19 protein-coding genes and 2 pseudogenes are annotated in these 23,672 nt (G+C 71.9%); 14 read left to right on the forward strand and 7 right to left on the reverse strand.

What is annotated here, in order from left to right; genetic code table 11:
- The first annotated feature begins 354 nt into the window (after positions 1 to 354).
- The 5 genes from GT045_RS32170 to GT045_RS32190 all read left to right on the forward strand — a co-directional run bounded on the left by GT045_RS32170 (position 355) and on the right by GT045_RS32190 (position 6,283).
- On the forward strand, positions 355 to 1,089 hold the full coding sequence (locus GT045_RS32170; protein WP_161296856.1) for a dienelactone hydrolase family protein: 735 nt from the start codon (positions 355 to 357) through the stop codon (positions 1,087 to 1,089).
- 339 nt (positions 1,090 to 1,428) lie between these two features.
- Positions 1,429 to 2,658 (forward strand): glutamate--cysteine ligase, encoded by a 1,230-nt coding sequence (locus tag GT045_RS32175; protein WP_161336334.1) that lies wholly within the window; start codon positions 1,429 to 1,431, stop codon positions 2,656 to 2,658.
- A gap of 154 nt (positions 2,659 to 2,812) precedes the next feature.
- Entirely contained in the window at positions 2,813 to 3,718 is a 906-nt protein-coding gene (locus tag GT045_RS32180; RefSeq protein ID WP_161336335.1) for a 2OG-Fe dioxygenase family protein, read from the forward strand.
- 306 nt (positions 3,719 to 4,024) lie between these two features.
- On the forward strand, positions 4,025 to 5,047 hold the full coding sequence (locus GT045_RS32185; protein WP_161336336.1) for a hypothetical protein: 1,023 nt from the start codon (positions 4,025 to 4,027) through the stop codon (positions 5,045 to 5,047).
- A gap of 495 nt (positions 5,048 to 5,542) precedes the next feature.
- Positions 5,543 to 6,283, forward strand: coding sequence for an alpha/beta hydrolase (locus GT045_RS32190; RefSeq protein ID WP_161336337.1), 741 nt, complete (start codon positions 5,543 to 5,545; stop codon positions 6,281 to 6,283).
- A gap of 147 nt (positions 6,284 to 6,430) precedes the next feature.
- Here the strand turns inward: GT045_RS32190 and GT045_RS32195 are convergent, their stop codons facing one another.
- Positions 6,431 to 7,873: an APC family permease gene (locus tag GT045_RS32195; protein ID WP_161336338.1), complete on the reverse strand. Its 1,443-nt coding sequence runs from the start codon at positions 7,871 to 7,873 to the stop codon at positions 6,431 to 6,433.
- Entirely contained in the window at positions 7,866 to 9,557 is a 1,692-nt protein-coding gene (locus tag GT045_RS32200; RefSeq protein ID WP_161336339.1) for an amidohydrolase, read from the reverse strand. Before GT045_RS32200 ends, GT045_RS32195 begins: the two co-directional genes overlap by 8 nt.
- A gap of 130 nt (positions 9,558 to 9,687) precedes the next feature.
- Here GT045_RS32200 and GT045_RS32205 point away from each other — a divergent pair, with 130 nt between their 5' ends.
- A complete protein-coding gene (locus GT045_RS32205) occupies positions 9,688 to 10,287 on the forward strand; it encodes a TetR family transcriptional regulator (RefSeq protein WP_161336340.1) in 600 nt (199 codons plus the stop codon).
- Positions 10,288 to 10,490: 203 nt separating this feature from the next.
- On the opposite strand, the gene GT045_RS32210 is transcribed toward GT045_RS32205, so the two are convergent.
- The 3 genes and pseudogenes from GT045_RS32210 to GT045_RS32220 form a co-directional block, all read right to left on the reverse strand.
- Positions 10,491 to 11,414 carry an aldo/keto reductase gene (locus GT045_RS32210; RefSeq protein ID WP_237539035.1) on the reverse strand — a complete coding sequence of 308 codons (924 nt, stop codon included), beginning with the start codon at positions 11,412 to 11,414 and terminating at the stop codon, positions 10,491 to 10,493.
- 330 nt (positions 11,415 to 11,744) lie between these two features.
- Positions 11,745 to 12,215 (reverse strand): hypothetical protein, encoded by a 471-nt coding sequence (locus GT045_RS32215; protein ID WP_161336342.1) that lies wholly within the window; start codon positions 12,213 to 12,215, stop codon positions 11,745 to 11,747.
- Positions 12,216 to 12,295: 80 nt separating this feature from the next.
- Positions 12,296 to 12,530: pseudogene (locus GT045_RS32220) on the reverse strand (Atu4866 domain-containing protein).
- A gap of 183 nt (positions 12,531 to 12,713) precedes the next feature.
- Here GT045_RS32220 and GT045_RS32225 point away from each other — a divergent pair.
- Together GT045_RS32225 and GT045_RS40155 are read left to right on the forward strand one after the other, a co-directional pair.
- A complete protein-coding gene (locus GT045_RS32225; protein WP_161336361.1) occupies positions 12,714 to 14,453 on the forward strand; it encodes an immunity 49 family protein in 1,740 nt (579 codons plus the stop codon).
- A 9-nt stretch (positions 14,454 to 14,462) separates the two neighbouring features.
- Positions 14,463 to 14,662: pseudogene (locus GT045_RS40155) on the forward strand (IS5/IS1182 family transposase); the annotation flags it as partial.
- A 128-nt stretch (positions 14,663 to 14,790) separates the two neighbouring features.
- Here GT045_RS40155 and GT045_RS32230 read toward each other — a convergent pair.
- Entirely contained in the window at positions 14,791 to 15,483 is a 693-nt protein-coding gene (locus tag GT045_RS32230; protein ID WP_161336343.1) for a VOC family protein, read from the reverse strand.
- Between the two features lie 268 nt (positions 15,484 to 15,751).
- On the opposite strand from GT045_RS32230, the gene GT045_RS32235 reads away from it, so the two are divergent.
- Positions 15,752 to 16,051, forward strand: a complete 300-nt coding sequence (locus GT045_RS32235) for a WhiB family transcriptional regulator (RefSeq protein WP_161290071.1) — start codon at positions 15,752 to 15,754, stop codon at positions 16,049 to 16,051.
- A gap of 36 nt (positions 16,052 to 16,087) precedes the next feature.
- On the opposite strand, the gene GT045_RS32240 is transcribed toward GT045_RS32235, so the two are convergent.
- Entirely contained in the window at positions 16,088 to 16,723 is a 636-nt protein-coding gene (locus tag GT045_RS32240) for a TetR family transcriptional regulator (RefSeq protein WP_161290073.1), read from the reverse strand.
- A gap of 179 nt (positions 16,724 to 16,902) precedes the next feature.
- On the opposite strand from GT045_RS32240, the gene GT045_RS32245 reads away from it, so the two are divergent.
- From GT045_RS32245 to GT045_RS32265, 5 genes are read left to right on the forward strand one after another with little or no spacing between them, the layout of a single operon-like run.
- Positions 16,903 to 18,057 (forward strand): VOC family protein, encoded by a 1,155-nt coding sequence (locus tag GT045_RS32245; RefSeq protein WP_161336344.1) that lies wholly within the window; start codon positions 16,903 to 16,905, stop codon positions 18,055 to 18,057.
- Between the two features lie 34 nt (positions 18,058 to 18,091).
- Positions 18,092 to 19,030 carry a fumarylacetoacetate hydrolase family protein gene (locus GT045_RS32250; protein WP_161290077.1) on the forward strand — a complete coding sequence of 313 codons (939 nt, stop codon included), beginning with the start codon at positions 18,092 to 18,094 and terminating at the stop codon, positions 19,028 to 19,030.
- 32 nt (positions 19,031 to 19,062) lie between these two features.
- Positions 19,063 to 20,667 carry a bifunctional 3-(3-hydroxy-phenyl)propionate/3-hydroxycinnamic acid hydroxylase gene (locus GT045_RS32255; protein WP_161336345.1) on the forward strand — a complete coding sequence of 535 codons (1,605 nt, stop codon included), beginning with the start codon at positions 19,063 to 19,065 and terminating at the stop codon, positions 20,665 to 20,667.
- A complete protein-coding gene (locus tag GT045_RS32260) occupies positions 20,664 to 22,658 on the forward strand; it encodes an acetoacetate--CoA ligase (RefSeq protein ID WP_161336346.1) in 1,995 nt (664 codons plus the stop codon). The genes GT045_RS32255 and GT045_RS32260 overlap by 4 nt, the downstream gene beginning before the upstream one ends.
- Positions 22,655 to 23,665 (forward strand): amidohydrolase family protein, encoded by a 1,011-nt coding sequence (locus tag GT045_RS32265; RefSeq protein ID WP_161336347.1) that lies wholly within the window; start codon positions 22,655 to 22,657, stop codon positions 23,663 to 23,665. The genes GT045_RS32260 and GT045_RS32265 overlap by 4 nt, the downstream gene beginning before the upstream one ends.
- Positions 23,666 to 23,672 lie beyond the last annotated feature (7 nt).

Raw genomic sequence — 23,672 nt, forward strand, 5'->3', positions numbered from 1 at the left:
CGGCAGGTCCGGCCGCACCGGCGCACGGGACCGGCAGGGCCGGCCGCACCGGCGCACGGGACCGGCAGGGCCGGCCGCACCGAGCGACCGCGTCCGTCGGCACATGGGCCGCGGCCGTCACGCCGTGCCCCCGGAAAGGGGCTGGCATCGGCTTCGTCCGGTGGACTACGGTGTTCAGCCATGACCACCGGGACGGCATCACGCCACACACGGATCGGTGACCCGGTGCCCCTCTGAGCGCCGTACGGGCCGATGCCGGCCCGCCGTTGGACCCGTTGACCTGCGCTGCTCCGCGGGCTCCCCCTCCGTCGTGTTGAACACAGGATCGACACCTCAACCACGACAGGAGAGTTCATGCCCAGCGAAAACCTGCGGATTCCCACCGCGGACGGCCTGGCCGATGCGTTCGCCACCTACCCCGACGACGGTGAGCGGCACCCCGGAGTGCTGATGTACGCGGACGGCTTCGGGATCCGGCCCGTGCTGCGGGAGATGGCCCGCGAACTGGCCGGGCACGGGTACTACGTGCTCGTCCCCAACCTCTTCTACCGGCACGGCCCGGCACCGGTGATCGAACTCCCCGAGCACATCGGAGAAGAGGTCCGGCCCGCCGTCTTCGCCCGGTTGATGCCCTTGATCGAGGCGCACACGCCCGAACGTGTCCTGAGCGACGCCGACGCCTACCTCAGGTTCCTCACCGCTCGGCCCGAGGTCAGCGCCGGACCGGTCGCCGTCACCGGCTACTGCATCGGTGGCCTCCTGGCGACGCGCACCGCCGTGGCACACCCCGGCCAGGTGGCCGCCCTCGCAGCGTTCCACGGCCCGGTAGGAGCCGACGGACCCGACAGCCTTTCCGAGCTCACCGCCGAGGTTCATTTCGGCCACGCCGAGAGCGACTTGACGCCCGAGGCCCTTGGAGAGCTCAACAAGGCCCTTGACGCGGCGGGCGTCGGCTACACCTCCGAGATCTACCCCGGCACCGTCCACGGCTTCACCATGTCCGACACCGATGCCTTCGACCCCGCCGCGGTGCGGCTCCACTGGGACCGCCTGCTGCCCCTCCTCGCCCGTGCCCTGACCGAGCGCTGACGATCCGACCCCAGGGCGGAGCATGCGGTCTCAGACCTGATGCTCCGCCCTCGGGGCGGACGATCCGGCCCCAGGGCGGACGATCCGGCCCGAAGCCGGGCCCGGAGGCATTCGTCTTCCGGACACCGCCCGCACCGGGATCGCCTCAGGCCGAACCTTTCCGGGGGGTGTCCGGCCGGAATGCCGGAGACCCTCACGGGACTCCGGCCGGCATGCAGGAGTCCCGTGAGGGTCCGCGGCCAGGCGCCTCGGCTGCCCCCTCCGGTGTCCCGTCAGTCGCTCGTAGGCCGAATGCCAGGTCCGCAGGACACATCGGGGTGGATGTGTGAGCGTGGTCCCATGGGCGACAACAGTGCGGCTGAGCCCCAGCCGCAGGCGCCGCAGCGCCTGCGGTCCGGCGGCGGGATCCCGACGGTCGGCGTGGAGGAGGAGCTCTTCCTGGTCCGCCCGGACACCGGCGCCGTGGTCGGCGCCGGCCCCGTGGTGGCCGCCCGGGCCGCCCGGGAGCTGGGTGACCTGGTGGCCGGAGAGTTCACCGACCTGCAGGTCGAGGTGCGGACCCCGCCCTGCACGCACATGGCCGAGTTGCACACGCAGCTGGTACGGCTACGGCAGGCCGTCGCCGCCTCCGCGGCCGCTGAGGGGCTGCGGGTCTGCCCCTCGGGGACACCGGTGATCGGGGGGACGAAGCCCCCTGTGGGCGACCACCCCCGGTACCGGGCCGGCGTGGAACTGTACCGGTCGCTGATGGACGATTTCGCACTCTGTGCCCTGCACGTCCACGTGTTCCTCCCGGACCGCGACGTGGCGGCCCAGGTCGGCAACCACCTCCGCCCCTGGCTGCCGCTGCTGATGGAGATGACGGCGAACTCGCCGTACTACGACGGCCGTGACACCGGCTACGCAAGCTGGCGCTCCGTGCTCCGCCTGCGCATCCCGAGCCTGGGACCGCCGCCGTACGCCGAGTCCTTCGAGGACTACCGGCGCACCGCCGCGGCCATGGCCGAAGCGGGCGCGATGTCCTTCGCCGAGCTGCCGTTCTGGGACATCCGCCCGCATCCGCGGTTGCCGACCCTGGAAGTGCGGTGCATGGACGTGCCCGCCGACCCCGCCGACTCCGCTGCGGTGGCAGCCGTCGTACGCGCCCTGGTGGTGACTTCCGCCCGCCTGGTGCGGCAGGGAGACCCCGGCCCCCGGCTGATCAGCGAGCTGCTGCGCGGTGCGTACTGGTACGGAACCCGTGACGGCTGGACCGGTCGGGGCCTGGACTTGCTGTCAGGAACGATGCTGGCCGCCCCGGAACGGGCCCGGCGGCTGCTGCACCACATCCGTACCGCACTGGACGAGCTGGGAGACACCGCCCGGGTCACCGCCTTCCTCGACCGGCTGGCCGCCCACGGCACGGGCGCCCACCGGCAGCGCGCCGCCTTCCGCGCAGGCGGACTGGCGCACGTCGTCGACGACCTGGTCGGCTCGACGGCCCGTACCGACCGCGCATCGGTCAAGGAGGCAGCCGCCCCGGCACTGACACCCCTCCGCGCCGACGACGACCACACCCCGACCCCCTGACGAACCCTCCTGACGACGCGACGCCGGCGCACACCCCACCGCGCCGGCCCCCCGACGGCGCGACGTCGGCGCCCACGCCACAGTGCCGCCCCCCGACGGCACGACGTCGGCACGCACGCCACAGTGCGGGCCCCTGGAGGTCGACAGCAGACCGGTGGACGCAACCCGTGAAGACAGCTACCCCGACAGGTCACGACACCCGGAGAACTGGATGGTCCACACCCCGCAGCTCGCCTCAGGCCCCCAGGCGGGCAGCAGCAGAGTCCTCGGCGCCGCCTCCTCCGCCGGCACCGGCAGACTGCGCCGCGACGGCTACGCCCGGCTGCGAGGCACGGACCTCGGCCTGGACGCGGAGGAACTCGCAGGAGACCTCGCCCAGCTCGCCCGGGCCTTCGAAGACCTGCCCCTCGATCCCCACTCGCCTGACTCCAACCGGTTCCGCCGCTACTCACACGCCGTCTACCTGGCCTGGACGGACGAGCTGTCCTTCATCCCCGGCACGCCGGACGACGAATTCGGTACCGTGTCGGAGTTCTGGCAGGACGAGTACAACCCGGAGTTCCCGGACGCCCACCGCAAGCTGCCCGATCTCACCCCGGAGCTGCAGAGCAACCGAGCGGTACGGGCGATCATCCGCGCCGACCTGGCCGAGGCGCTCTGGCTGCCGCAGCTGCACACGGCACCCGTCTATCTCGCCATCCACATGATCAGACTGGCCGTCCGGGACCGGACCCAGGTCGCCGTGTCCTCACCCAACTGCCTGCACCGGGACGGCGGCTCACCGGCACTGTGCACCTTCGCCCACCTCATCGACCGCCGCGACATCACCGGCGGCGAGAACGTCATCGCCACACCGGAGAGCGCCGGCCGGCAACCCGACGACGTGGACCCCGGCGACATCCACGAGCGCTTCGTGCTGAGTGATCTGCTCGACGGCTACGGCGTCCACGACCACAGCGTCAGCCACTACGTCGGTCCGGTGCGCCTCGCGGAGAACGCCGAGAACGGTCACCGCGACGTCTTCATCGTCGGCATCGCTCCCTTCACCCCCGGCCTGTGAGGTCCTGCCCATCCCATCGGCTGGCCCTGGCACGCCGATGGGGTGACATGCCAGGCCGGGGTGGCATGCCACTCCGGGGTGGCATCCCGCCGACGGGATCGCCGCCCGTCCGAGACCCCGGGCCGCACGTCTTCCAGGACGTCCGCGTCACCGCCGCGCAGGTCAGCCGTGTGTCACGGCGGCGGGCCCGCGAAACCGGACGTCGCTCGGCTGCGTCCTGAGGCTCGACAGGCTCGGTCGCTGCAATGCGAGAACACGGGGGATGGCGTGAGCCAGGCGCTCTACACGGAACGATCGTGGAATCCGATGGCACGGACCGTCGAGCTGACGGAGGAAGACCTGCGCCGCGCCGGCAAGGTCACACCGCTGAGCGAGCTGAACCTGCCGGCCATGGCCGAGGCGTTCCAGCGCGGCCACTGGCTCGGCGGGGGCGGCACGGAACGTCCGCTGGAGCGGCTGGCCGCAGGCAGTGGCGTCGTCCCGGTCACCCGCGTCACCGGCACCACCGCCCCCGTGAAGGTGCGCCGGGCGGCCGAGTTCGCCCGGCGACTCGGAGAGCTGGCGGTACGGCACTGCGGCGGGCCCGCGCAGCTGGACGTCCTGGCCGAGCGGGCGCGGGCGGAGGGCGTGCCGCTGTGGATGGCCCGACGGTACGCGCACGGACCGGCCGGCCAGGTGGGTGTGGCGGTGGACCGTCGCCTGGTACGCGTCGACGTGTGGGGTCCGGGCGCTCCGACCGTACGGATACGGGCGCCGCGCGGGTTGCTGAGCAGCACCGCCGACCAGGCGCAGGGGCTGCGCATGACGGTCGGGGACGCACCGGCCGCCCTCGTCCTGAAGAGGAAGCTGCGCAAATCCCGGAGCTACGCACAGGCGCGGCTGCCCCAGGGCGTCTGGGAGCTGCGGCGGGAGAACCGCACGAGCTCATGGCTGCTGCGCGACGAGCGGCGGGTGGCCCTGATACAGCGACCGCCCCGCCGTCCCGACCTCGACCCCGGCACGGTGCTGCTGCCCCTCGCGCCCGTGCAGTACGAGAGCCCGGACCCGCTGGACGCCGTCATGGCCCATGCCTTCGCGGCCGCCTTCGGCCTCGGCGACACCACGGGCACGGCCCGCTTCCGGCTCCAGCGCCCGCACACCACCGCCGGCGAACCGGTCGCCACCGACAGCGCCTGGGACCGCCCCTGGTTCAGCAACCTGGGCAGCGGCGGTGACGACAACGAAGCGGGCGCGTCGGACGGCTGGGGCTCCGACGGCGGGGACGGCGGAGACGGAGGCGGGGGTGGTGGCGATGGAGGCGACGGCGGCGGAGACGGTGGCGGGGACTAGCGGCACAGGCACGGGCATGGTGATCGAGGCAGCAGGGCAGGGACCGCTCGCTACGGCCGGTTCGCCGCCTGCTTGACGGCCCTGATCACCGGTGCCGTCTCGAGGTGGGCGATGGCCGGGAGAGCGGCGACCCGGGTGGTCAGGTACCGGTACAGCCCCCGTGGGCCCGTGCACACCACGCTCGCGTACAGGTCGGCCGGTCCGGAACCCGCGCTCGCCCGCTGGTTCGGCGAATCCCGCTGAACCGACGTGCGGAGCAGCGGCCACCGCGGAGGGACCGGTGTCACGGAGGCTCGCGGGAAAGTGGAGGGTCGTACAAAACCGTTGGTCGGGAGAGGACGGCCCCTGCTATGTTTCCGGAGGCCGTGCGACAGATCAAGGAGGTGGTACCCGTGAACGCAGGACCGACATGGGTGCTCCCCTCCGGGGTCACGGTCGGGCGGTAGACAGACCGCCCGGGAGCGCCGTACCAGTGCACTCCCGAAAGGCACGACCATGCATTTCACTTCCGAGCAGCGTCTCGACGACGGCGTCCTCGAACGCGAGTTCATCCTCGGCGAGATCCCCGGCATCCTGTGGACACCCGCATCGGCATCCGCGTCCGAGCCGGCGCCGCTGATCCTCCTCGGCAACCCTCCCCTCGGCCTGCGCAGGATGTACCCCCGACTGCTGGGCCGGGCCCGGCATTCCGCGGCGGACGGCTTCGCCACGGCCACCATCGAGCTTCCCGGAAGCGGTGACCGGCCCCGCCGGCCCGCCGCCGAGCAGGCCCGCGCCGACCTGCGTCGGGCGATGGAGGCCGGCGAGCCGGTCAGCGGGGACATCGTCGACGCCCTCGTCCTCCCGCTGGTCGACGAGGCGGTCCCGGAGTGTCAGGCCACCCTGGACGCCCTCCTCTCGCTGCCCGAGATCGACGGCCCGGTCGGCTACTCGGGCGGAGTGATCTCCATCGGCGTCCGGCTGGCGGTGGTCGAACCGCGCATCTCGGCCGCCGTACTGTTCGCCGGAAGTCTCGTGCCCCGCGCCATGTTCGAGGAAGCCCGGCAGGTCACCATCCCCCTGCACGTCCTGCTGCAGTGGGACGACGAGGGCAACGACCGGCAGGCGGCCCTGGACCTGTTCGACGCCTTCGGCTCCGAGGAGAAGTCCCTGCACGCCCATCTCGGAGGGCACACCGGCGTCCCGCAGTACGCGGGGGACGCCGCGGCCCGGTTCTTCACCCGGCATCTGAAGTGAGGCCGGGCCGCCTGACCGGCGGCACGCGCTAGCCGACGCCGGCCGGCCTGCCTCACGACGGGGACGGGCCCCGGACCGCCACGGCCCGCGCACCGGGGCCCCTGCCGGGAGTCCGGCAGGGGCCCGCGGCGCCAGGAGCCGCGGGGTTCACTCCACCAGTTCCGGTATCCGTATCGGGCGGCGGAATCCGCCGGAACGCAGCGCCAGGATCCCGGCGCCTGCCAGAGCCCAGACGACGCCCACGATCTTGGCCGGGGTGTCCAGGCTGATCCACAGGGCCACGTTCACGACGAGCCCGAGGCCCGGCAGCACCAGTTGGAGTACGGCGGCGGCGGGCCCGCGGGCCTCCGGCCGCCCCGCCCGCCGGTCACGGACCCAGAAGCCGATCACCGCCAGGTTCACCGCGGCGAAGGCGACGTAGGCGCCGAAGTTGATCAGCGACGCGGCGCTGCCGAGGTCCAGGAAGACCGCGGAGGCGGCGATGACACCCACGACGAGCACGTTGACGGCGGGGACCCCCGTCCGCGGATCGAGCCGCCCGAAGACCGAGTGCGGCAGCATCCCGTCGCGTCCCATGGCGAAGAGCAGCCGTGCCGCGCTCATCTGCTGCGTCAGTCCGCAGCCCAGGACGGCGGTGAGGTACCCGCCGACGAAGACGGTCTGGAACGCGGCACCCCCGATGTACCGGGCGATCCGCGGTGAGGCGCCCACGATGTCGCCCACGGCCGAGACGTCCGGAAAGAGCGTCTGCATGACGTACGTGACGGCGAGGAAGAACACCCCGGCGGCGGCCACGATGAGCAGGATGGCCCGCGGGATGTCCCGGCGCGGGTGCTCGGCCTCCTCGGAGAGCGTGGACACGGCGTCGAACCCCAGGAACGACAGGGCCAGCAGCGACGCACCGCCGAACAGGTCGGGCAGCGCCACCGTCGCCGGGTCGAACCCCGCGGCACCGAAGGACCGGCCGTGGGTGACGACGGCGCGCACGGCGAAGACGAGGAACGCGACGGCCACCCCGCCCTGGACGAGCACGAGCGCCACGTTCACCTTGGCGGCCGGCCGCACGCCCACCAGGTTCAGTGCCGTGCAGATCACCACGGTGGACAGCACCCACACCCACGCCGGGACAGCCGGGAGGACGGCCCCCATGTAGATCGCGGCCAGCAGGGCGTTGAGCATCGGGAGCAGCACGTAGTCGAGCGTGGCCGACCAGCCCACCAGGAATCCCACGGGGGCGCCGAGCGCCTTGCCGGCGTAGGTGTACACGGATCCGGCGGAGGTGATACGACGGGCCATCCGGGCGTAGCTGAGCGCGGTGAGCCCCACGGCGATGAGGACGGCCAGGTAGGCCAGCGGCACATGGCCGTCGGTCGTTTCGGAGACCAGGCCGAAGGTGTCGAACACCGCCAGGGGCGCCATGAAGGCCAGCCCGAGGAAGACGATGTGGCGCAGCTTCAGGCCACCCCGCAGCCGGGCACCGCCCGGTGCACCCGCGGCTGCCCCGCCTGTCGCCGCGGTGCCGTCGGCGGGCACGGAGGCGGCGGAGACGGCCGCGGAGGAGTCGGGGGCCGGCGAGGAGACGTCAGGCATGGGCGTGACCGCCTTCGGCGTGGGCGGAGCAGGAGGTGAGTGCGCCGTAGTGGCCGGCGGTGGTGCGGGCTGCGGCGGCCTCGTGGACGACCTCGCCGCCGACCCAGGTGACCTCGGCCCGCTGCTGGAGCAGCGCCGCCGGGTCCGGTTCGAGCGCGTAGAGATCCTCGGACCACGCGACGAGGTCCGCCCGGGCGCCCTCACGGATGACGCCGTACTCGCCCTCCCGGTGCCAGGCCCAGGCGCCCTCGGCGGTGTAGCCGCGCAGCGTCTCGTCCAGGCCCAGGCGCTCCGCCGCGGTCCAGGCGTCCCTGCCGTCCAGCCCGGCGCGCGTCAGGGCCGAGTAGAAGCCGATCAGCGGGTCCATCTCTCCCACCTGCCAGTCGCTGGAAAGGGCCACATGGGCGCCGGACGCCATGAGGGAGCGCAGCCGCCAGGCCCGGTCCCAGCGGGTCTCGCCGACGTTCTCCATCCAGGTGCCGGCCACGAGGTCCGGGGAGCAGTGGCGCGGCTGCATGGCCGCGGTGACGCCGAGCCCGGCGAAGCGCGGCAGGTCTTCCGGGGCGAGGCACTCGACGTGCACGATCCCATGGCGGCGGTCACGGGTGCCGTTGGTGCGCGCGGCGTGCTCGATGGCGTCCAGGGCGAGACGGATGCCGCCGTCGCCGGTGGCGTGGGTGTGGGTCTGGAAGCCGAGGCGGTCCAGTTCGGTGACGACCTGCGTGAGTTCGCCCAGCGGCGCCGAGGGGTGGCCGCGGTGACCGGGCCGGTTGGCGTAGTCGTCCAGCATCCAGGCGTTGTGGGGCTCGATCACGTCGTCGGCGTAGAGCTTGACCGGGCCGAACGCCAGCCGGTCGCCGCCCGGGGCGGAGTCGGCCGCCGCACGCAGCTCCCGTCGGAACGCGCCGTCGGAGCCCATGGGGTGGAAGAGCGCGGCGATGACGCGGGAGCTGAGGCGCCCTTCGTCCCGGGCGCGCCGGAACAGGTCGATCTCCGCGAGCGGCACCTGCGGTTCGACCACGGTGGTGATGCCGGCGGCGGTGGCCATCTCCAGGCTGCCCAGCAGCTTGCGGTAGCGCCGCTGCGGCGCGTACATGGGGATGTCGCGCTGGAGGCCGGCCAGGCCCGCCGTGGTCATGGCACTGGTGTAGAAGTCGGTGACCCACCCGGTCGCACGCCCGTCGGCGTCCCGCTCCGGGCGGCCCCAGGGGATGTCACCGCCGTCGTCCAGGCCCAGCGCGCGGACGGCGGCGTCGTTGAGCCACACGGAGTGCTGGTCGTAGGTGGTGACGAAGACGGGGCGGGAGGTGATGCCCGCCAGGTCCCGGGCACGGGGGCGGCGGCCGTGGACCACCGAGTAGACGGCGTTCTCGGCGCAGATCCAGGTCAGGTCCGGGCGGGCGCCGGCGAGTTCGGTGAGGCGGCGGCGGACCTCCTCCAGCGTGTCGGCCCCCTCCAGGCTGACGGCGTCGGGATCGAAGCCGAGCAGCAGGTGGTTGTGGCTGTCGATGATGCCCGGGGTGAGCAGGCCGCCGTCCAGACGACGGTGCTCGCGGGCCGCGGGGGCGTCCGTCTCCTCGCCCACGAAGGCGATGCGCCCACCGGTGACGCCGACGGCGCCGGCCCACGGCCGGGCGTCGTCGAAGGTGCGCACACGTGCGCCGGTGATCAGGGTGTCGAGCATGGTGGTCCTCGGTTCTGGGTCGCACTGCGAACGAGCGCTGGAAACGCGGGCGGAGACGGCGCACGAGTTTTTTGCCACCAGCGTCAAAGAATGGGTCGAGTGTCATGAGAACCTCGGCTACTGTCAAGACATGGCCCGCCCCAAGAACCAGGACGAACGTCGCGCCCACCTCATCCAGGCGGTGATCGACACCACCGCCAGCACCGGGCTGCGCTCCCTGTCGCTGGCCGACGTCGCGCGCAGGGCTGGACTGACGCGCGGGGCGGTCCTGTACTACTACGACGACCTCGACGCGCTGCTGAGCGAGGCGTACCGCGCCGGCATGGAGCGCTTCTGCGACCGCCGCGACGCGCTCCGGGACGCGATCGCGGATCCGGCGCGGCTGCTGGGGGAGACGATCCGCGCCGGACTGCCGACGGGGCCCGACGACGCGCTGATGCGCCTGCTGTACGAGTTCGACGTGATGGCGGGCAGTTCACCGCTGCACACCGCGCTGGTCGAGGCGATGTACGAGCGGCAACTGGCGACGTATCGCACCGTGCTGGAGCGGGGGGCCGCCGCCGGTGCGTTCGACCTCTCGCTGGACACATCGACGGCGGCCCTGAACCTCGTCGCGCTGGAGGACGCGTACGGGCTGCACATCGTGGCCGGCAACAGCCAGATGAGCGTGGGCCGAGCCGTCGAGGCGATGTTCGCCGCGGCGCGAGCGTTCGGCGCGCCCGCTCTGTGAGAGACCCCGGAATCGGCACGCTCGACCGGCCGGTGCCTTCTGGATCGGTGCCGGTGCCGGTGCCGGTGCCGGTGCCGATCGCCTTCGGTGTCGCTGATGTCTCCGGTGCGGTGCCGGTGCCTTCGGTGTCTCCGGTGCCTGCGGTGTCTACGGTCCGGTGCCGGTGCCTCCTGGGACGGTGCTCAGGTGCCGGAGGTCCGGCGTCATGCTCCGCTGACGGGTGCTCGCGCGGCGTCCAGTCGCTTGACGTGTTCGTCGCTCAGCTTCAGGTCGACCGCGTCGAGTGCCTCGTCCAGCTGGGCCGTGGTGCTCACGCCGACCAGCGGCACGATCATCGGTGAGCCTTGCAGCATCCAGGCGTACACCACCTGGCCCGCGGTGGCCCCGAGCTCGCGCGCGACGTCCGCCAGCACGCGCAGCGAAGTGTCCGTCGCGTCGTGGCGGTACTCCGGCGGCACCGGCTTGGCTCCGGAGTAGGCGCCGTTGAGCAGTGAGCTGTACGCCAGGACGGTCACGTCCTGATGAGCCGTGGCGTAGGCGAGCATCTCGTCGTCCAGCGCGACCTGGTAGTCGAAGTCGGCTTCCGGGGCCGGCGCGAGGTAGGTGTGCCGCTGCTGGATGGCCGCGAAGGAGGGGAGGCCCGCCCGGTGGGCGATGTCCCGTGCCGTGGCGAAGCGCGGCGCGCTCTGGTTGCTCATGCCGATCTGGTCGACCAGGCCGTCGGAGACGAGCTGTGCGAACGCTTCGGTGCTTTCCTCCAGTGGAGTCGCCGGGTCGTCGATGTGCCCGTAGAGCAGGTCGACCGTGTCACGGCCCAGCCGCCGCAGGCTGCCCTCGACCGCCGTACGGACCGTGCCGGGGGCCAAACCCTCCCGGTTGCCCGGCCATTCGCCGTCCCCTGAGGGCAGCGCGCCGATCTTCGTGGCGACGGTGATCTCGTCGTGCAGGCCACGGTCGGCCAGCCAGCGGCCCACGAGCCGTTCACTGTCACCGCCGTCGCTGCCGTCCCGCCAGAAGCAGTAGCAGTTGGCGGTGTCGATGAAGGTGCCGCCGCGCTCCACGAACCGGTCCAGCAGGGCGAACGACGTCGGACCGTCCACCACCGATCCGAACGGCAGCGTGCCCATGCACAGTACGGAAACACGGCGAGATCCCAAGGTGCGGTAACGCAAGACAGTCCCCTTCCGAAGCGCCCCGTCCAACGGCGGCTCGGGGATACTCGCAGTTGGAGTGCACCGCAAGGCAAGAGCCGACGGCCGTGCCCTGCATGAGCGCACGTCCACCGTCGGGAGTGGACACCTCGAGCGGTTCTGCACCGTGACAGCACTCCGGGACGGCCGCTGTCCTTCTGTGCGCCTCCCTGGATGAAGCCGGTGTCCTTCGGTGCGCCTCCTGGGATGAGGCCGGTGTCTTTCGGTGCGCCTCACGGGATGAAGGGGGAGGCGGAGCGGCAGTCGTCACGTCCCCCGGGTCTCGGACAGGAACGCGGGATCGATGCCGGCGGCGGTCACGTCACGCCGTACGAGACCGGCGAACCGTCGTATCTCCCGGAGCAGCGAGGAGTCGTCGACGACCCCGCTGCGTACCCCCGGCGAGAAGACCGATCCGATCCGCCAGCCTCCCGGGGCCCGGGTGATGCTGATCACCCCTTTTTCGGCGAAGGACATCGAGTCGAGCACGAAATCGGGACGCTCACTCTCCGGCTCACGGATCCATTCCAGCAATACGGACGCGAGTTCTGCCACCGGGAAGCGGACTTCCTCGTAGACCAGCACATCACCGTCAGCCACCCGCAGATCGGCTTCGACGTTGGTGAAGAGCTGTTCCACGCTGGTACCGCGAAGGTCCTCGGTGGTGAAGTCAGAACAGGAGAAGATCACGTCCCCACACATTAGTGGGGCGCTGCCGCCGCATGTCAGCCCGGTCATGACGGTGTCCCGGGCACCGTTCTCCGGAGACCGGCTGCGGGAGCATAGGACGAGCTTGCCGGCGAGGGTACCGCGGTGCCTCACGAAGGGCTCTTCGCCCGGTCCTCGCGGTAGAGCACGAGGTGTTCGTGGTGCAGCACGCCGTCCCGGAGGTCCCCCATGGCGGTGACGCCGGTGCCGTCGACGTGGTCGAGGTGGCCGCCGCTCACCGTGCACCGGTCGGTGTACGCACGGCGCCGATCTCCTCGGGTCTCGTCGTAACGCCCGTCCTGGCAGCGGCTCCTGACGGATGTGACCGTCTGCGGTCACCCACATGCCGACCGGACACGGTGCCGCATTCCGGCACCTGCTCGCGCGGCACGGGTGAATCCGGGAAGCTGAGCCGGCACTTCCGACCGGCGGCTCGGCGCCTGTGGCAACCAGCGGGTACGGAACGGGCTTTAGGCTGTCCCAGAGATCGATCAAGGAGCTAGGGCAGTGCGAATAGGGCGTCACCAGGTGACCGAGGCCGCTGTGTCGGCAGCGCGCGAGGACTTCACCAACCGGATCGGGGGTCAGGTGCGGTCCATGTCGAGGGGCGGCCGGATGGCCACCTACGAATGGCAGGCGCTCGCCGACGAGTTCCTCGACTACCTGGGCGCCCTCTCCGTCGCGACCCCCGACCTGGACACTCCGGAGGCCAAGGCCGCCCTCAAGGACGCCTCCGAGGCAGCGGCCGGCGCCGTCGCCTACGCGGCGTACCACCCGCACTGCAGCTTCCAGATCTTCCTGGACTACGTGAACTTCGGCATGAGCTACGACCCGGGTGAGGACGCCCCCGAGGAGAGCGTGACGCCGGGGGAGTGGACCGACGCGCTCTGCCTGGCAGTGCTCACGGGCCGGGCCGAGCGGCACGGCGAGGCGTTCCACTTCGCCCGGCGGAAGTTCGCCGAGAAGGCGCAGGGAACACCCGCCGGCGAGCTGGTCACCGCACTGACGGCCGTGGTCCTGGACGACACCGGCGACGACGAGGAGTATCCGCCGAGCGCCCAGGCGAAACTCGCCGCCCTCGACGCGGCCCAGGCCCGCATCCGCACCCGTGCCCAGCAGACCGGTGAGCCCCTTGCGGACCGGCCGGACAGCGCGGCGCTGCACACCCTGCGCGCGCTGGCCGCCGAGGACCAGAGCGCCTTCGATGCCGGGCTGGCCGACCTGCTGGCCAGGCACGCCGCCGTGCACGGTGGCCGCGCGACCTCCCCGCGCACTCTCCTGCCGCTCGTACCCATCGCCCTCGCCGCACTCGCGTACCGGACCCTGGGCTGGGCCCCGGCCGTCCGCACCGACTACCTCCCGTACGCCCTGATCACCGGCTTCGAGACCCGGCCACCTCGGGTCGGGGGGTTCGGCCGCGACCGGCGTCCCGACGCGGTCGCCGCGCTCGCCGCGGGCCCGCTGGTGGTGGAACGGCCCGCCTGCGAACGGACCGTGAGCCCGCGGCTCGAGGCCAGGTACGAGGAACACATCCGCGAGGCGTTCACCCCCGTCGACGGAGAGCCCCTCGCCGTCTGGCAGCTCGGCGGTGTCATGGAGGACCAGGTGCGTCTCTTCAAGTGGCGCGCGGGAAACTCCGCCGATGTCACGGACGCCCAGCTCGAGAACCTTCGCCTGGCCTCCCGAACAGGAGCCGCCGTGTTCCGCGTAGCCCAGGCGGAGCCGGGCACCGTGGCTACGGTGACGATCGACGGCCGCGAGCTGCGCTACGTGGCCGAGCGGGACAAGGAAGCCGGCGCCGGCACCTGGCAACAGGCCACGGCCTGCGCCCTGATCACCGGCACACGCGAGGATCTCGCCCCGCTGGTCCTCACCGGCCCGGCCTTCGCCCAGCCGGACGGTTCCGCCTTCGCCCCGTACCGCGAAGCCCTCCACGCCTACCTGAAGGGCACCGATCCCGAGTCCGCCGCGCAGCGGGCGCTGCAGCAGGACGAGAAGGCCGAGGACTGGGGTTTCGCCATGCCGCCGGCCGTGCTGCTGTCACAGCTCGTGGAGGGCGACGAGGAGAGCTTCAACCTGGCCCTGGCCGACGCGCTCGAAACCCACCGTGACCACTACCAGGTCGCCGACCGCGCCGGCGATCCGGACGCCTCCGTCAGCCTCGACATTCTTGCCCTGGCCTGCCACGCCCGCCGCCGGGGCTGGGACATCCGCGTCGAGTCCCCCTACCTTCCACAGCGTCTCCTGCGGGCCGCGGAACCCTTCTAGGGCGTGTTCCCCTGGCGGGACCTGCCGGCCGGGTACGGGCTGTGCGGCCGGGCGTACGACCTGTCCCGCCGGTGGCAGCGGGACGGGACCTGGCATCGGATCCTCACCGCGCTGGGGCCCGGGCCGACGCGAAAGAGCTGATCACCGGGGACATCGACGTCGACTCCACGGCGTGCCGGGCCCACCGGTACGCCGCCGGGGCGAGGAAAGGGGGAGCCGCCGAAGGAGCCGCCCGGAGGCGTCGCCGAGGTAGGACAAGTTCGCCGTCCGCCACGAGGCGCCCGTGCTGGTGGCAGCCGTCGACGAGTGGCTGCGACCAGCACGGTCGAAGGAAGTCTCAGCCGTCTCGGCCCTGCCATGTGGTCACGCAGGCTTCGTTCCCCTCGGGGTCGGCAAGTACCCAGAAAGCGGGGGCACGGGTCGCTGACACGAGGCGGCCTCCAGCCGCCAGTGCGGCCTCGATCCGCCGGGGCGCCTCGTCATGCGGAACACAGACGTCGAAGTGGATGCGCTTGCGCTGCGGGCGCGCCTGGTCCATCTGCTGGAACCAGATGGCAGGGCCCTGCCCGACCGGGTCGACGAGCGGATCCTCCGGTCCCTCGGCACCCGCCTCATCCGTATAGCCCAGCACCGCCTTCCAGAACGGCCGGATCCCGGCGATGTCCAGGGCGTCAATCGCGATCTCCAGAAGCTGGACGGACCGCAGTGCCCCCGTTCCGGTTTCGGGCTCTGCCAGAAGCCCGGCCCGATCAGCCGTGGCGGAGATCCGACGCGCGAGCTCGACATCCCGGGTGGTAACCGCTGCGCGGTCCGACGACTGCAGAGTGAAGACGACCCGATCGGGGCGGACATCGACCCGAAGGTGCCGGTCGGCGTCGTCGCCGCACACCGCGACAGTGTCCGCCGCCAAGCCCGTCGCCTGAGCCATCGATCCGACCCGGACCGACGTGCGCAAGGTGCCCAGCAGGAAGCGCCACCCGTGGTGCTGGACAGCCTCTGATGCTTCCTGCCGACTCAATATCTGCTCCATGGCCGCATCCTCGCAGCCCCCGCTGTCAGCCCCGCCTGCCGGTACTTCTGGATCTGACCGGATCCGCGAGGACGCGGGCGCCGGCCCCGTCAGGCCGCGGGGAGGTCCATGGGGTCGTCGGGGGCGTCAGGCAAGCCGCGATCACTCGAAGGTGTGGCGACGAGGGGGGAGGGGTGGACGATCTTCGAACGGCGGGGTGTCATATGGCTGTTGCCTGCGGTGAAGGGCAGCGTGCAGGAGAGCCCAGGGGAGAGGACGGATCGAGCAGATGGCGCGCACCGACTGGAGTGAACGAGGGCTGTGCCGGAAGGCCGACCCGGACGAGCTGTTCGTCGAGGGTGCCGCTCAGACCCGCGCCAAAGCACTGTGCGCCGGCTGCGGCGTGCGAACGGAGTGTCTCGCCTACGCGCTGGACCAACGCATCGAGCACGGAGTCTGGGGAGGCATGACCGAGCGCGAGCGCCGTGCCCTGCTGCGCAGGCGGCCGACGGTCACGTCCTGGCAGCGCCTGTTGGAGACAGCCCGAGCTCAGCACGCGCGTGCCCACGTCTCCACGGCGGGGGCCTGACGGCCGGTCACCCTCTCGAAGGTCCCGGCACCCTCGTCAGCCGAGATCGGGCAAGGGGCGTCGTGCGACCTCTCGGGCTTCCTCCGCCGGGACGCCCAGCATGGACAGCAGCATCTCCGCCATGCGGGAGGCTGCCTCGTCACCGTCGACGTCCGGCCGGGCGAAACGAAGCTCCACCAGCGCCAGCAGTGAGCCCCCCAGGGCGGTCAGCGCCACGACCGGGTCGGTGACGGCGAACCGGCCGGAAGCGACGCCGAGTTCCAGGTCGCGCACGGCGCGACGGGCGAGACCCGAGTCCGAGTGGACATGGCCGAGGCCACGGTGACGCAGGACCTGCATCAGCTCGGGCCGCGAGTCCGCCAGGCGGGCGCTGAGGCGGAAGCCGGCCGCGACGAGTTCGGCGGGGTCGTCCACGCCCCGCAGATGCGTATCGAACGACTGCCCCAGTTCGTCGAGGGCGTCGCGCACCGCCTCGTCGAACAGCTGCGCCTTCGACTCGAAGTGGTTGTAGAAGGAGCCGAAGCCCACGTCCGCGCGCTCCGCGATGGCCTGGATGCTCGCGCTGGTGTCACCGGTCTCGGCGAGGATCTGCCGGGCGGCCCGGATGAGCGCCTGGCGCGTTTCGGCGCGGCGCCGTTCGAAGCGGTTGAGGGGCGCGGCTGACGTGGGCATACGGGGGATCCTAGCAATGATCTCCAGCCTGTCACAGTTCTGATGATTCGATCAGTCTGCTGTCCGACCGGCACGCCCTGACGTTGATGAAATCATCAAGTTGGGTCCCGTCCGGTATTGACGATCGATGAATCAGTGCTGATGATTTCCTCATAGAAGCCACGTTGCTTGGAGGACACATGTCCGGATCCCGCGGCGGCGCACCCGGTGCCACGGACGTCACGACGGCTCACCAGGACCTGCACAGCGAAGAGGGCGCCCTGCGAGGCGAGCACCCCGGACGGTCGCGGAACCCCGTGATCAAGGTGGTGGATCTGGCCTGGCTGGAGTTCGAGAAGCCCGACCTGGACCGCGCCGAGGTCTTCGCCCGTGACTTCGGCTTCGGCGTCGCCGCCCGCACGGCGCAGGAGGTGTGGCTGCGCGGCACACTCGCGGGCCCACCGTGCATGGTCATACGCCGAGGCAGGACCTCGCGCTTCGTCGGCCCGGCGTTCCGGGCCGGGGAGCCGTCCGACCTGGACCGACTGGCCAGGGCGACGGGCACGACCGTACGAGACGCGGACGTCCCCGGCGGCGGCAGGGCGGTCGACCTGCTCGACCCGTCCGGCTTCCCGGTCCGCGTGGTACACAGCGGCGAGGAACTGCGGGCCCTGCCCGAGCAGGAGCCGCTCCCGCTGAACTTCGGGTCCGAGCACCGCCGCGTCGGCGTCCCACAGCGGCCCCCGCGTGAACCCTCCCGGATCCAGCGCCTGGGCCACGTGGTCCTGGAGACCCGCGTGTTCGCCCGCGCCCTGAACTGGTACCTGGACACCCTCGGCATGATCGTGTCCGACTTCCTGTATCTGGACGGACAGCGCGACCGAGGGCCGACCATGGCGTTCATCCGCTGCGACCGAGGCGGCCGGCCCGCCGACCACCACACCCTGGCCATGCATCTGGGGCCGGGCACGGGCTACGTCCACTCCGCCTACCAGGTGACCGACCTCGACGCGATCGCCGTCGGCGGCGAATACCTGGCCGAACGGGGCTACCGACGCAGCTGGGGAATCGGCCGGCACATCCAGGGCAGCCAGCTCTTCGACTACTGGCGTGACCCCGACCACTTCATGCTGGAGCACTACGCCGACGGCGACCTCTTCTCCTGCGACGTCGAGCCCGGCTGGGCCCCCATGTCGGCAAGCGGACTGGCCCAGTGGGGCCCGCCGGCCACCCGCGACTTCCTCGGCGCCGGCCCCTCCCCGCAACGCGTCCGCGAGGTGATCCGGGCACTGCGCGGCGACAACGAACTCGATCCGGCCCGTCTGCTGGGCCTGATGAAAGCCATGAACTCCTGACCACCCGTCCCGCCACCCCTTCGAGGCAAACGACATGAGCACCAACGTCCTGCGCACCGCCGACGGCTGGTGGGCCGTCCGCGGCGACCGCGCCGTCCGTGTCGACACCAAGGCCGCCACCACCGCTGAGCTTCTGGCCGACCGCGCCGCCGTCGGCGAGGCCGCCGTCTCCTCCGCACAGGGGACACCCGTCGCCGACCTCGTGGCCCTCTCGCCGGTCACGACCCCCTGCCGCGTGGTCGCCCAGATGGTCAACTACCGCAGCCACGCCCGGGACTCGGGGTTCACCGGAGACATCCCGCCCACCTTCTTCCGCAAGTCGTCCGCGTCCGTCACCGGTCCGCACACGAACATCCTCCGGCCGGCGCACGTGAGGTTCCTCGACTACGAGGTCGAACTGGGCCTGGTCCTGGGCGCCCCCCTGCCCATCGGAACCGTCGTCGCCGACGACGACCTTCCGTCCTACGTCGCAGGACTCGTCCTCGCCAACGACGTCAGCGCCCGCGACGTACAGCTGACGAAGACGCAGTTCTACGAGAGCAAGTCCTACCCCACCTTCACGCCGACCGGCCCCCACCTCAGCCTTCTCGACCCTGAGGACTTCACCCACCTCCTGGGCCTCCGGCTGCGGCTCTCGGTGAACGGCGAACTCCGCCAGGACCGCACCCTGGCGGACATGATCGTCCGCCCGGCCCAGGCGCTGACCCTGCTGGCACGGTTCCAGACCCTCGACTCCGGTGACCTGCTGCTCACCGGGACACCCGGCGGTACCGCGCTGAAGGCCCCGCCCAAGGCCGTCGAGAAGATCGGTGCGCTGCTGCCCCCGGCGGTGAAGTGGAAGGCGTTCTTCAGGAGCCAGGCCCGCAACCCCCGCTACCTGCGCCGGGGCGACATCGTCACTGCCACCATCGCCACCCCCGACGGCCGCATCGACCTCGGCGAACAGCGCACACCCGTGGCCGACGCACCCTGAACGCGCGAACCGACACCCGAAGCGAGCCGCACATGAGCGTCGAGACCAACCCGGCGGACCCACCCGTGGTGATCGTCGGTGCCGGACCGGTAGGAGTGACCGCAGCCCTCCTCCTGGCCCGGCGCGGAGTGAGGACCGTCGTCCTGGAGCGCCACCACGACGTCTACCCCCTGCCCCGTGCCGTCGCCACCGACGACGAGGTGCGCCGCATCCTCCAGGCCGCCGGAGTACAGGAGGAGTTCGCCGCCATCGCCCGCCCGGCACGCGGACTCAGGCTGCTGGACGCCCGGCACCGCGTCATGGCCGAATTCCCCCGCCACCAGCAGGGCGCCCACGGCTTCCCCGAGACCAGCATGTTCGACCAGCCCCGACTGGAGCGGGTCCTGCGCGACGCCCTGGCCCGGACACCGCTGTGCACACTGCACGGCGGAGCGGAGGTGGTCGGCCTGGACCAGGACGGCGCGGGTCCCGTCCACGTGACCTACCGCGACGAGACGGGTGACCACGTGCTGCGGGCCGGCGCCGTCCTGGGCTGCGACGGCGCCCACAGCGTCATCCGCGACGCCATCGGCGCCGTGTGGGAGGACCTGCGTTTCGAGGAACGCTGGACCGTCATCGACGTGCGCACCGACCTACCGGTGCGCTGCTGGGAAGGCGTCGAGCAGATCTGCGACGCACGGCGGCCGGCCACCTTCATGCGGATCGGCGAGGACCGCTACCGCTGGGAGTTCCGGCTGCCGCGGGACACGGAACCGAGCCGCGAACGGCTGCGGGAACTGGTCGCTCCGTGGGTGGATCTCGCGGACCCCGCCGCATTCGAGGTACTCCGCCAGGCCCGGTACACCTTCCGGGCGCGGATCGCCGACCGCTGGCGTCGGGGCAGGGTCTTCCTTCTCGGCGACGCCGCCCACCTCACCCCGCCGTTCATCGGCCAGGGGCTGTGTGCGGGACTGCGCGACGCCCACAACCTGACGTGGAAACTCGCCCAGGTCCTCCGGCACGGGGCGCGGGAGGCGTTGTTGGACACCTACCAGAGTGAACGCAGGCCGCACGCCCGCCGGATGATACGCCTCGCCGTCACCATGGGCTGGGCCATGACCGGAGGCCAGGACGCAGCCGCCGCCCTGCGTCGCGGTGTGATCGGCGCGGCGGTCCGCGTTCCCGGACTCGGTACGGCCGCGGCGCGCGGGCTCAGCCCGGCCCTGGCCGCGGGACCGCTCGTACACCGCCGTGTCTCGGGAGCGGGCCGTGCGCTCGCCGGCCGCTTCTGCCCCCAGCCCTGGGTGACCGTGGACGGGCACCGTGCCCGCCTCGACGACCTGCTCGGCGACGCTTTCACCGTGCTGACGGCGGTACCACTGTCTCCGGCGCTGCGGGCGGTCGCCGACGGCCTCGGAGCCCGGACGTTCCGCGCCGCCGACCTCGGTGACGACGGAGAGGTCGCGGCCTGGCTGCGCGGGGCCAAGGCGGACGCCGTACTGGTGCGACCGGACCGGATCGTGATGGACGTGGTCCCGGCCGGCCACGACGACTTCACGGCCCTCGCATCCTGGGCGTCCCTGCTGCACACCGCAAGGACCCCTCCGGCTGCCCGGAGGGCCGACGAAACGACTTCACCGAGGAGCCTGCCGCTGTGAACGCACCGTACCCGGAACCGTTCCGCCGCCCCGATCCCCGGACCGCCGCGGCCAGTCGCATCGCGGACTTCACCCGCTGGGCGGCCCGCCACCGGGGTGTACCCGAGCACGCCGGCTACGACGCTCTCCACCGCTGGTCGGTCACCGACCTGGCAGGCTTCTGGAGCGCGGTGTGGGAATACTTCGGCGTAGAGGCGGCGACGCCCCATGAAGAGGTCCTGGCCGAGGACACCATGCCCGGCGCCCGCTGGTTCACCGGCGCCACGCTCAACTACGCCCACCACGCCCTGCGCCACCTCGCCGACGACGACGTGGCGATCGTCGGCCTGGACGAGACCGGGTCCGCGCACGAGACGACCGGGGGCCGCCTGCGTGCCCAGGTCGCCTCGGTGGCCGCCACCCTGCGCGCATCGGGGGTGTCGGCCGGCGACCGGGTGGTCGGCTACCTGCCCAACACCCCGCACACGATCGTCGCCTTCCTCGCCGCCGCCAGCCTGGGCGCGGTCTGGTCGGTGTGCGGCCAGGACTACTCGCCCAAGGCCGCCGCGGACCGCTTCGCCCAGCTCGGCCCCACCGTGCTGATCACCGCTGACGGCTACCTCTTCAACGGCACCCACGACCGCCGTGACGCCGCCCTCGAACTGGCCAGGGCCCTGCCCACCCTCAAAGCCGTCCTGCTGGTCGATCACGTGGGGCTGCCCTGGCCCGACACCGCCCACCCCTGTCCGGTGGTGCCCTGGGACGACGCGTCCACCCGGACCGCGACCCTCACCTGTACACCCGTTCCCTTCGACCACCCCCTGTGGGTCGTGTTCTCCTCGGGCACCACGGGCCTGCCCAAGGGCATCGTCCACGGACACGGCGGAGTCCTGCTGGAACACCTCAAGACGCTCGGCCTGCACTCCGACCTCGGTCCGGGAGACCGTCTGCTGTGGTACACCACCACCCACTGGATGATGTGGAACCTGATCGCTTCGACCCTGCTGACCGGCGCCGTCCCGTGCACCTACGACGGCAGCCCCGCGCCCGTCGCCAAGCCCGACATCCTCTGGGAGCTGACAGCGCGCCACCGGGTGACCGTCTTCGGCACGAGTCCCCAGTACCTGCTCGGCATGGCCAAGTACGGCATCGACCCTTCCGTGCACGACCTGTCCCACGTCCGCGTCGTCGGCTGCACGGGTTCCGCTCTTCCCGCCTCCGCCTACCCCTGGGTCCGTGACCACGTCGGCGCACGGGCAGTCCTCGCCTCCACCAGCGGCGGTACCGACGTCGTCTCCGGCTTCGCAGGGAGCGCCCCCACCACACCGGTCTGGGCAGGCGAACTGTCCGCCCCCAACCTGGGCGTGGCCCTGGCCGCCTACGACGCCCAGGGCAGCCCGGTCCTCGACCAGGTCGGTGAACTCGTCGTCACCCGGCCCATGCCCTCCATGCCGCTGTACTTCTGGAACGACCCCGACGGCACCCGGTACCGCGACGCCTACTTCTCCACCTACCCCGGAGTGTGGCGGCACGGTGACCTGATCACCGTCACCTCACATGGTTCGGTGATCGTGCACGGCCGCTCCGACTCCACCCTGAACCGCAACGGCGTACGTCTGGGCACCGCCGACATCCATGAAGCCGTCGAGGCGCTCCCAGAGATCGCCGAGGCACTCGTCATCGGCGCGGAGGAACCCGAAGGAGGCTACTGGATGCCGCTGTTCGTGGTCCCCGCCGCCGGCGTGACACTGGACGACGCACTCCGGACGAAGATCAGGGACACGATCCGCACCGGCGTCTCACCCCGCCACGTGCCCGACGAGATCATCGCCGTCCCCGCCATCCCGCACACACGCACCGGCAAGAAGCTCGAGGTTCCGGTCAAGCGTCTGCTGCAGGGCGCGGCACCCGAGGACGTCGTCGACCCGGCCACCGTCGACGCCCCGGACCTCATCGATCACTTCGCCCGCCTGGGCGCCGAACGCCGACGGACCAGGAAGGGTGCCCGATGACCCACGAGCACGAGCACGAGCACGAGCACGAGCACGAGGACGAGCCGGCGGCCCCGCCGCTCGACGCGGCCATCGACGTCCACGCCCACTTCATCACCCCGCGGCTGAGGGCCGCGATGACCCACGCGGGCCACGACCGGCCGGACGGCGTGGCCGCCATCCCGGACTGGAGCCCCCGGGCAGCGCTCGCCGTCATGGACGGAGCCGGTATCGCGGCGGCTCTGCTCTCCGTGTCCTCGCCCGGCGTGCATCTCACCGGTGCAGCCGCGACACGGGAGCTCGCCCGGTCGGTCAACGAGGAAGCCGCGGACATCATCCGCGACCATCCCCGCCGGTTCGGACAGCTGGCCACGCTGCCACTGCCCGACATCCCCGCCGCCCTCGACGAACTCCGCTACGCCTACGACGAACTGGGCGCCGACGGGATCATCCTGCTCACCCACTACGCGGGCCGCCACCTCGGCGACCCCTGCTACGAGCCGCTGATGGCCGAACTCGACCGCCGTGCCGTGGTCGTCTTCCTGCACCCGACGTCGCCGCCGTGCGCGGACGCCACCAGCCTGGGCCGACCGCGCCCGATGCTCGAGTTCCCCTTCGAGACCACCCGGGCCGTCAGCAACCTGATCCTCAACGGCGTCTGCGACCGGTACCCGGCCGTCCGGTTCATCGTCCCGCATGCCGGCGGCGCGCTGCCCGCCCTCGCCGACCGCGTGGCGGCGTTCGCCGCCGCCTACGGCGATACGCCCGTCGACGTGATCGGAGCTCTGGGCCGCTTCTACTTCGACACGGCCGGCTTCCCCCTGCCACGCCTGCTGCCGGCCCTGTCCACCCTGGTGCCCGATGACCACCTGCTCTACGGCAGCGACTACCCCTTCACCCCCGACTGGGTCGTCCACGGCCTGGCCGCCACCCTGGCCGGTACCGGCGAACTGAGCACCGAACAGCACCGGTCGCTGCAACGCACCGCCGCGGCCGCACTCTTCCCCCGGCTGGCACACACCCCGTAGGCCGCCC

Source organism: Streptomyces sp. SID486 (genome assembly GCF_009865385.1).
GTDB lineage: Bacteria > Actinomycetota > Actinomycetes > Streptomycetales > Streptomycetaceae > Streptomyces.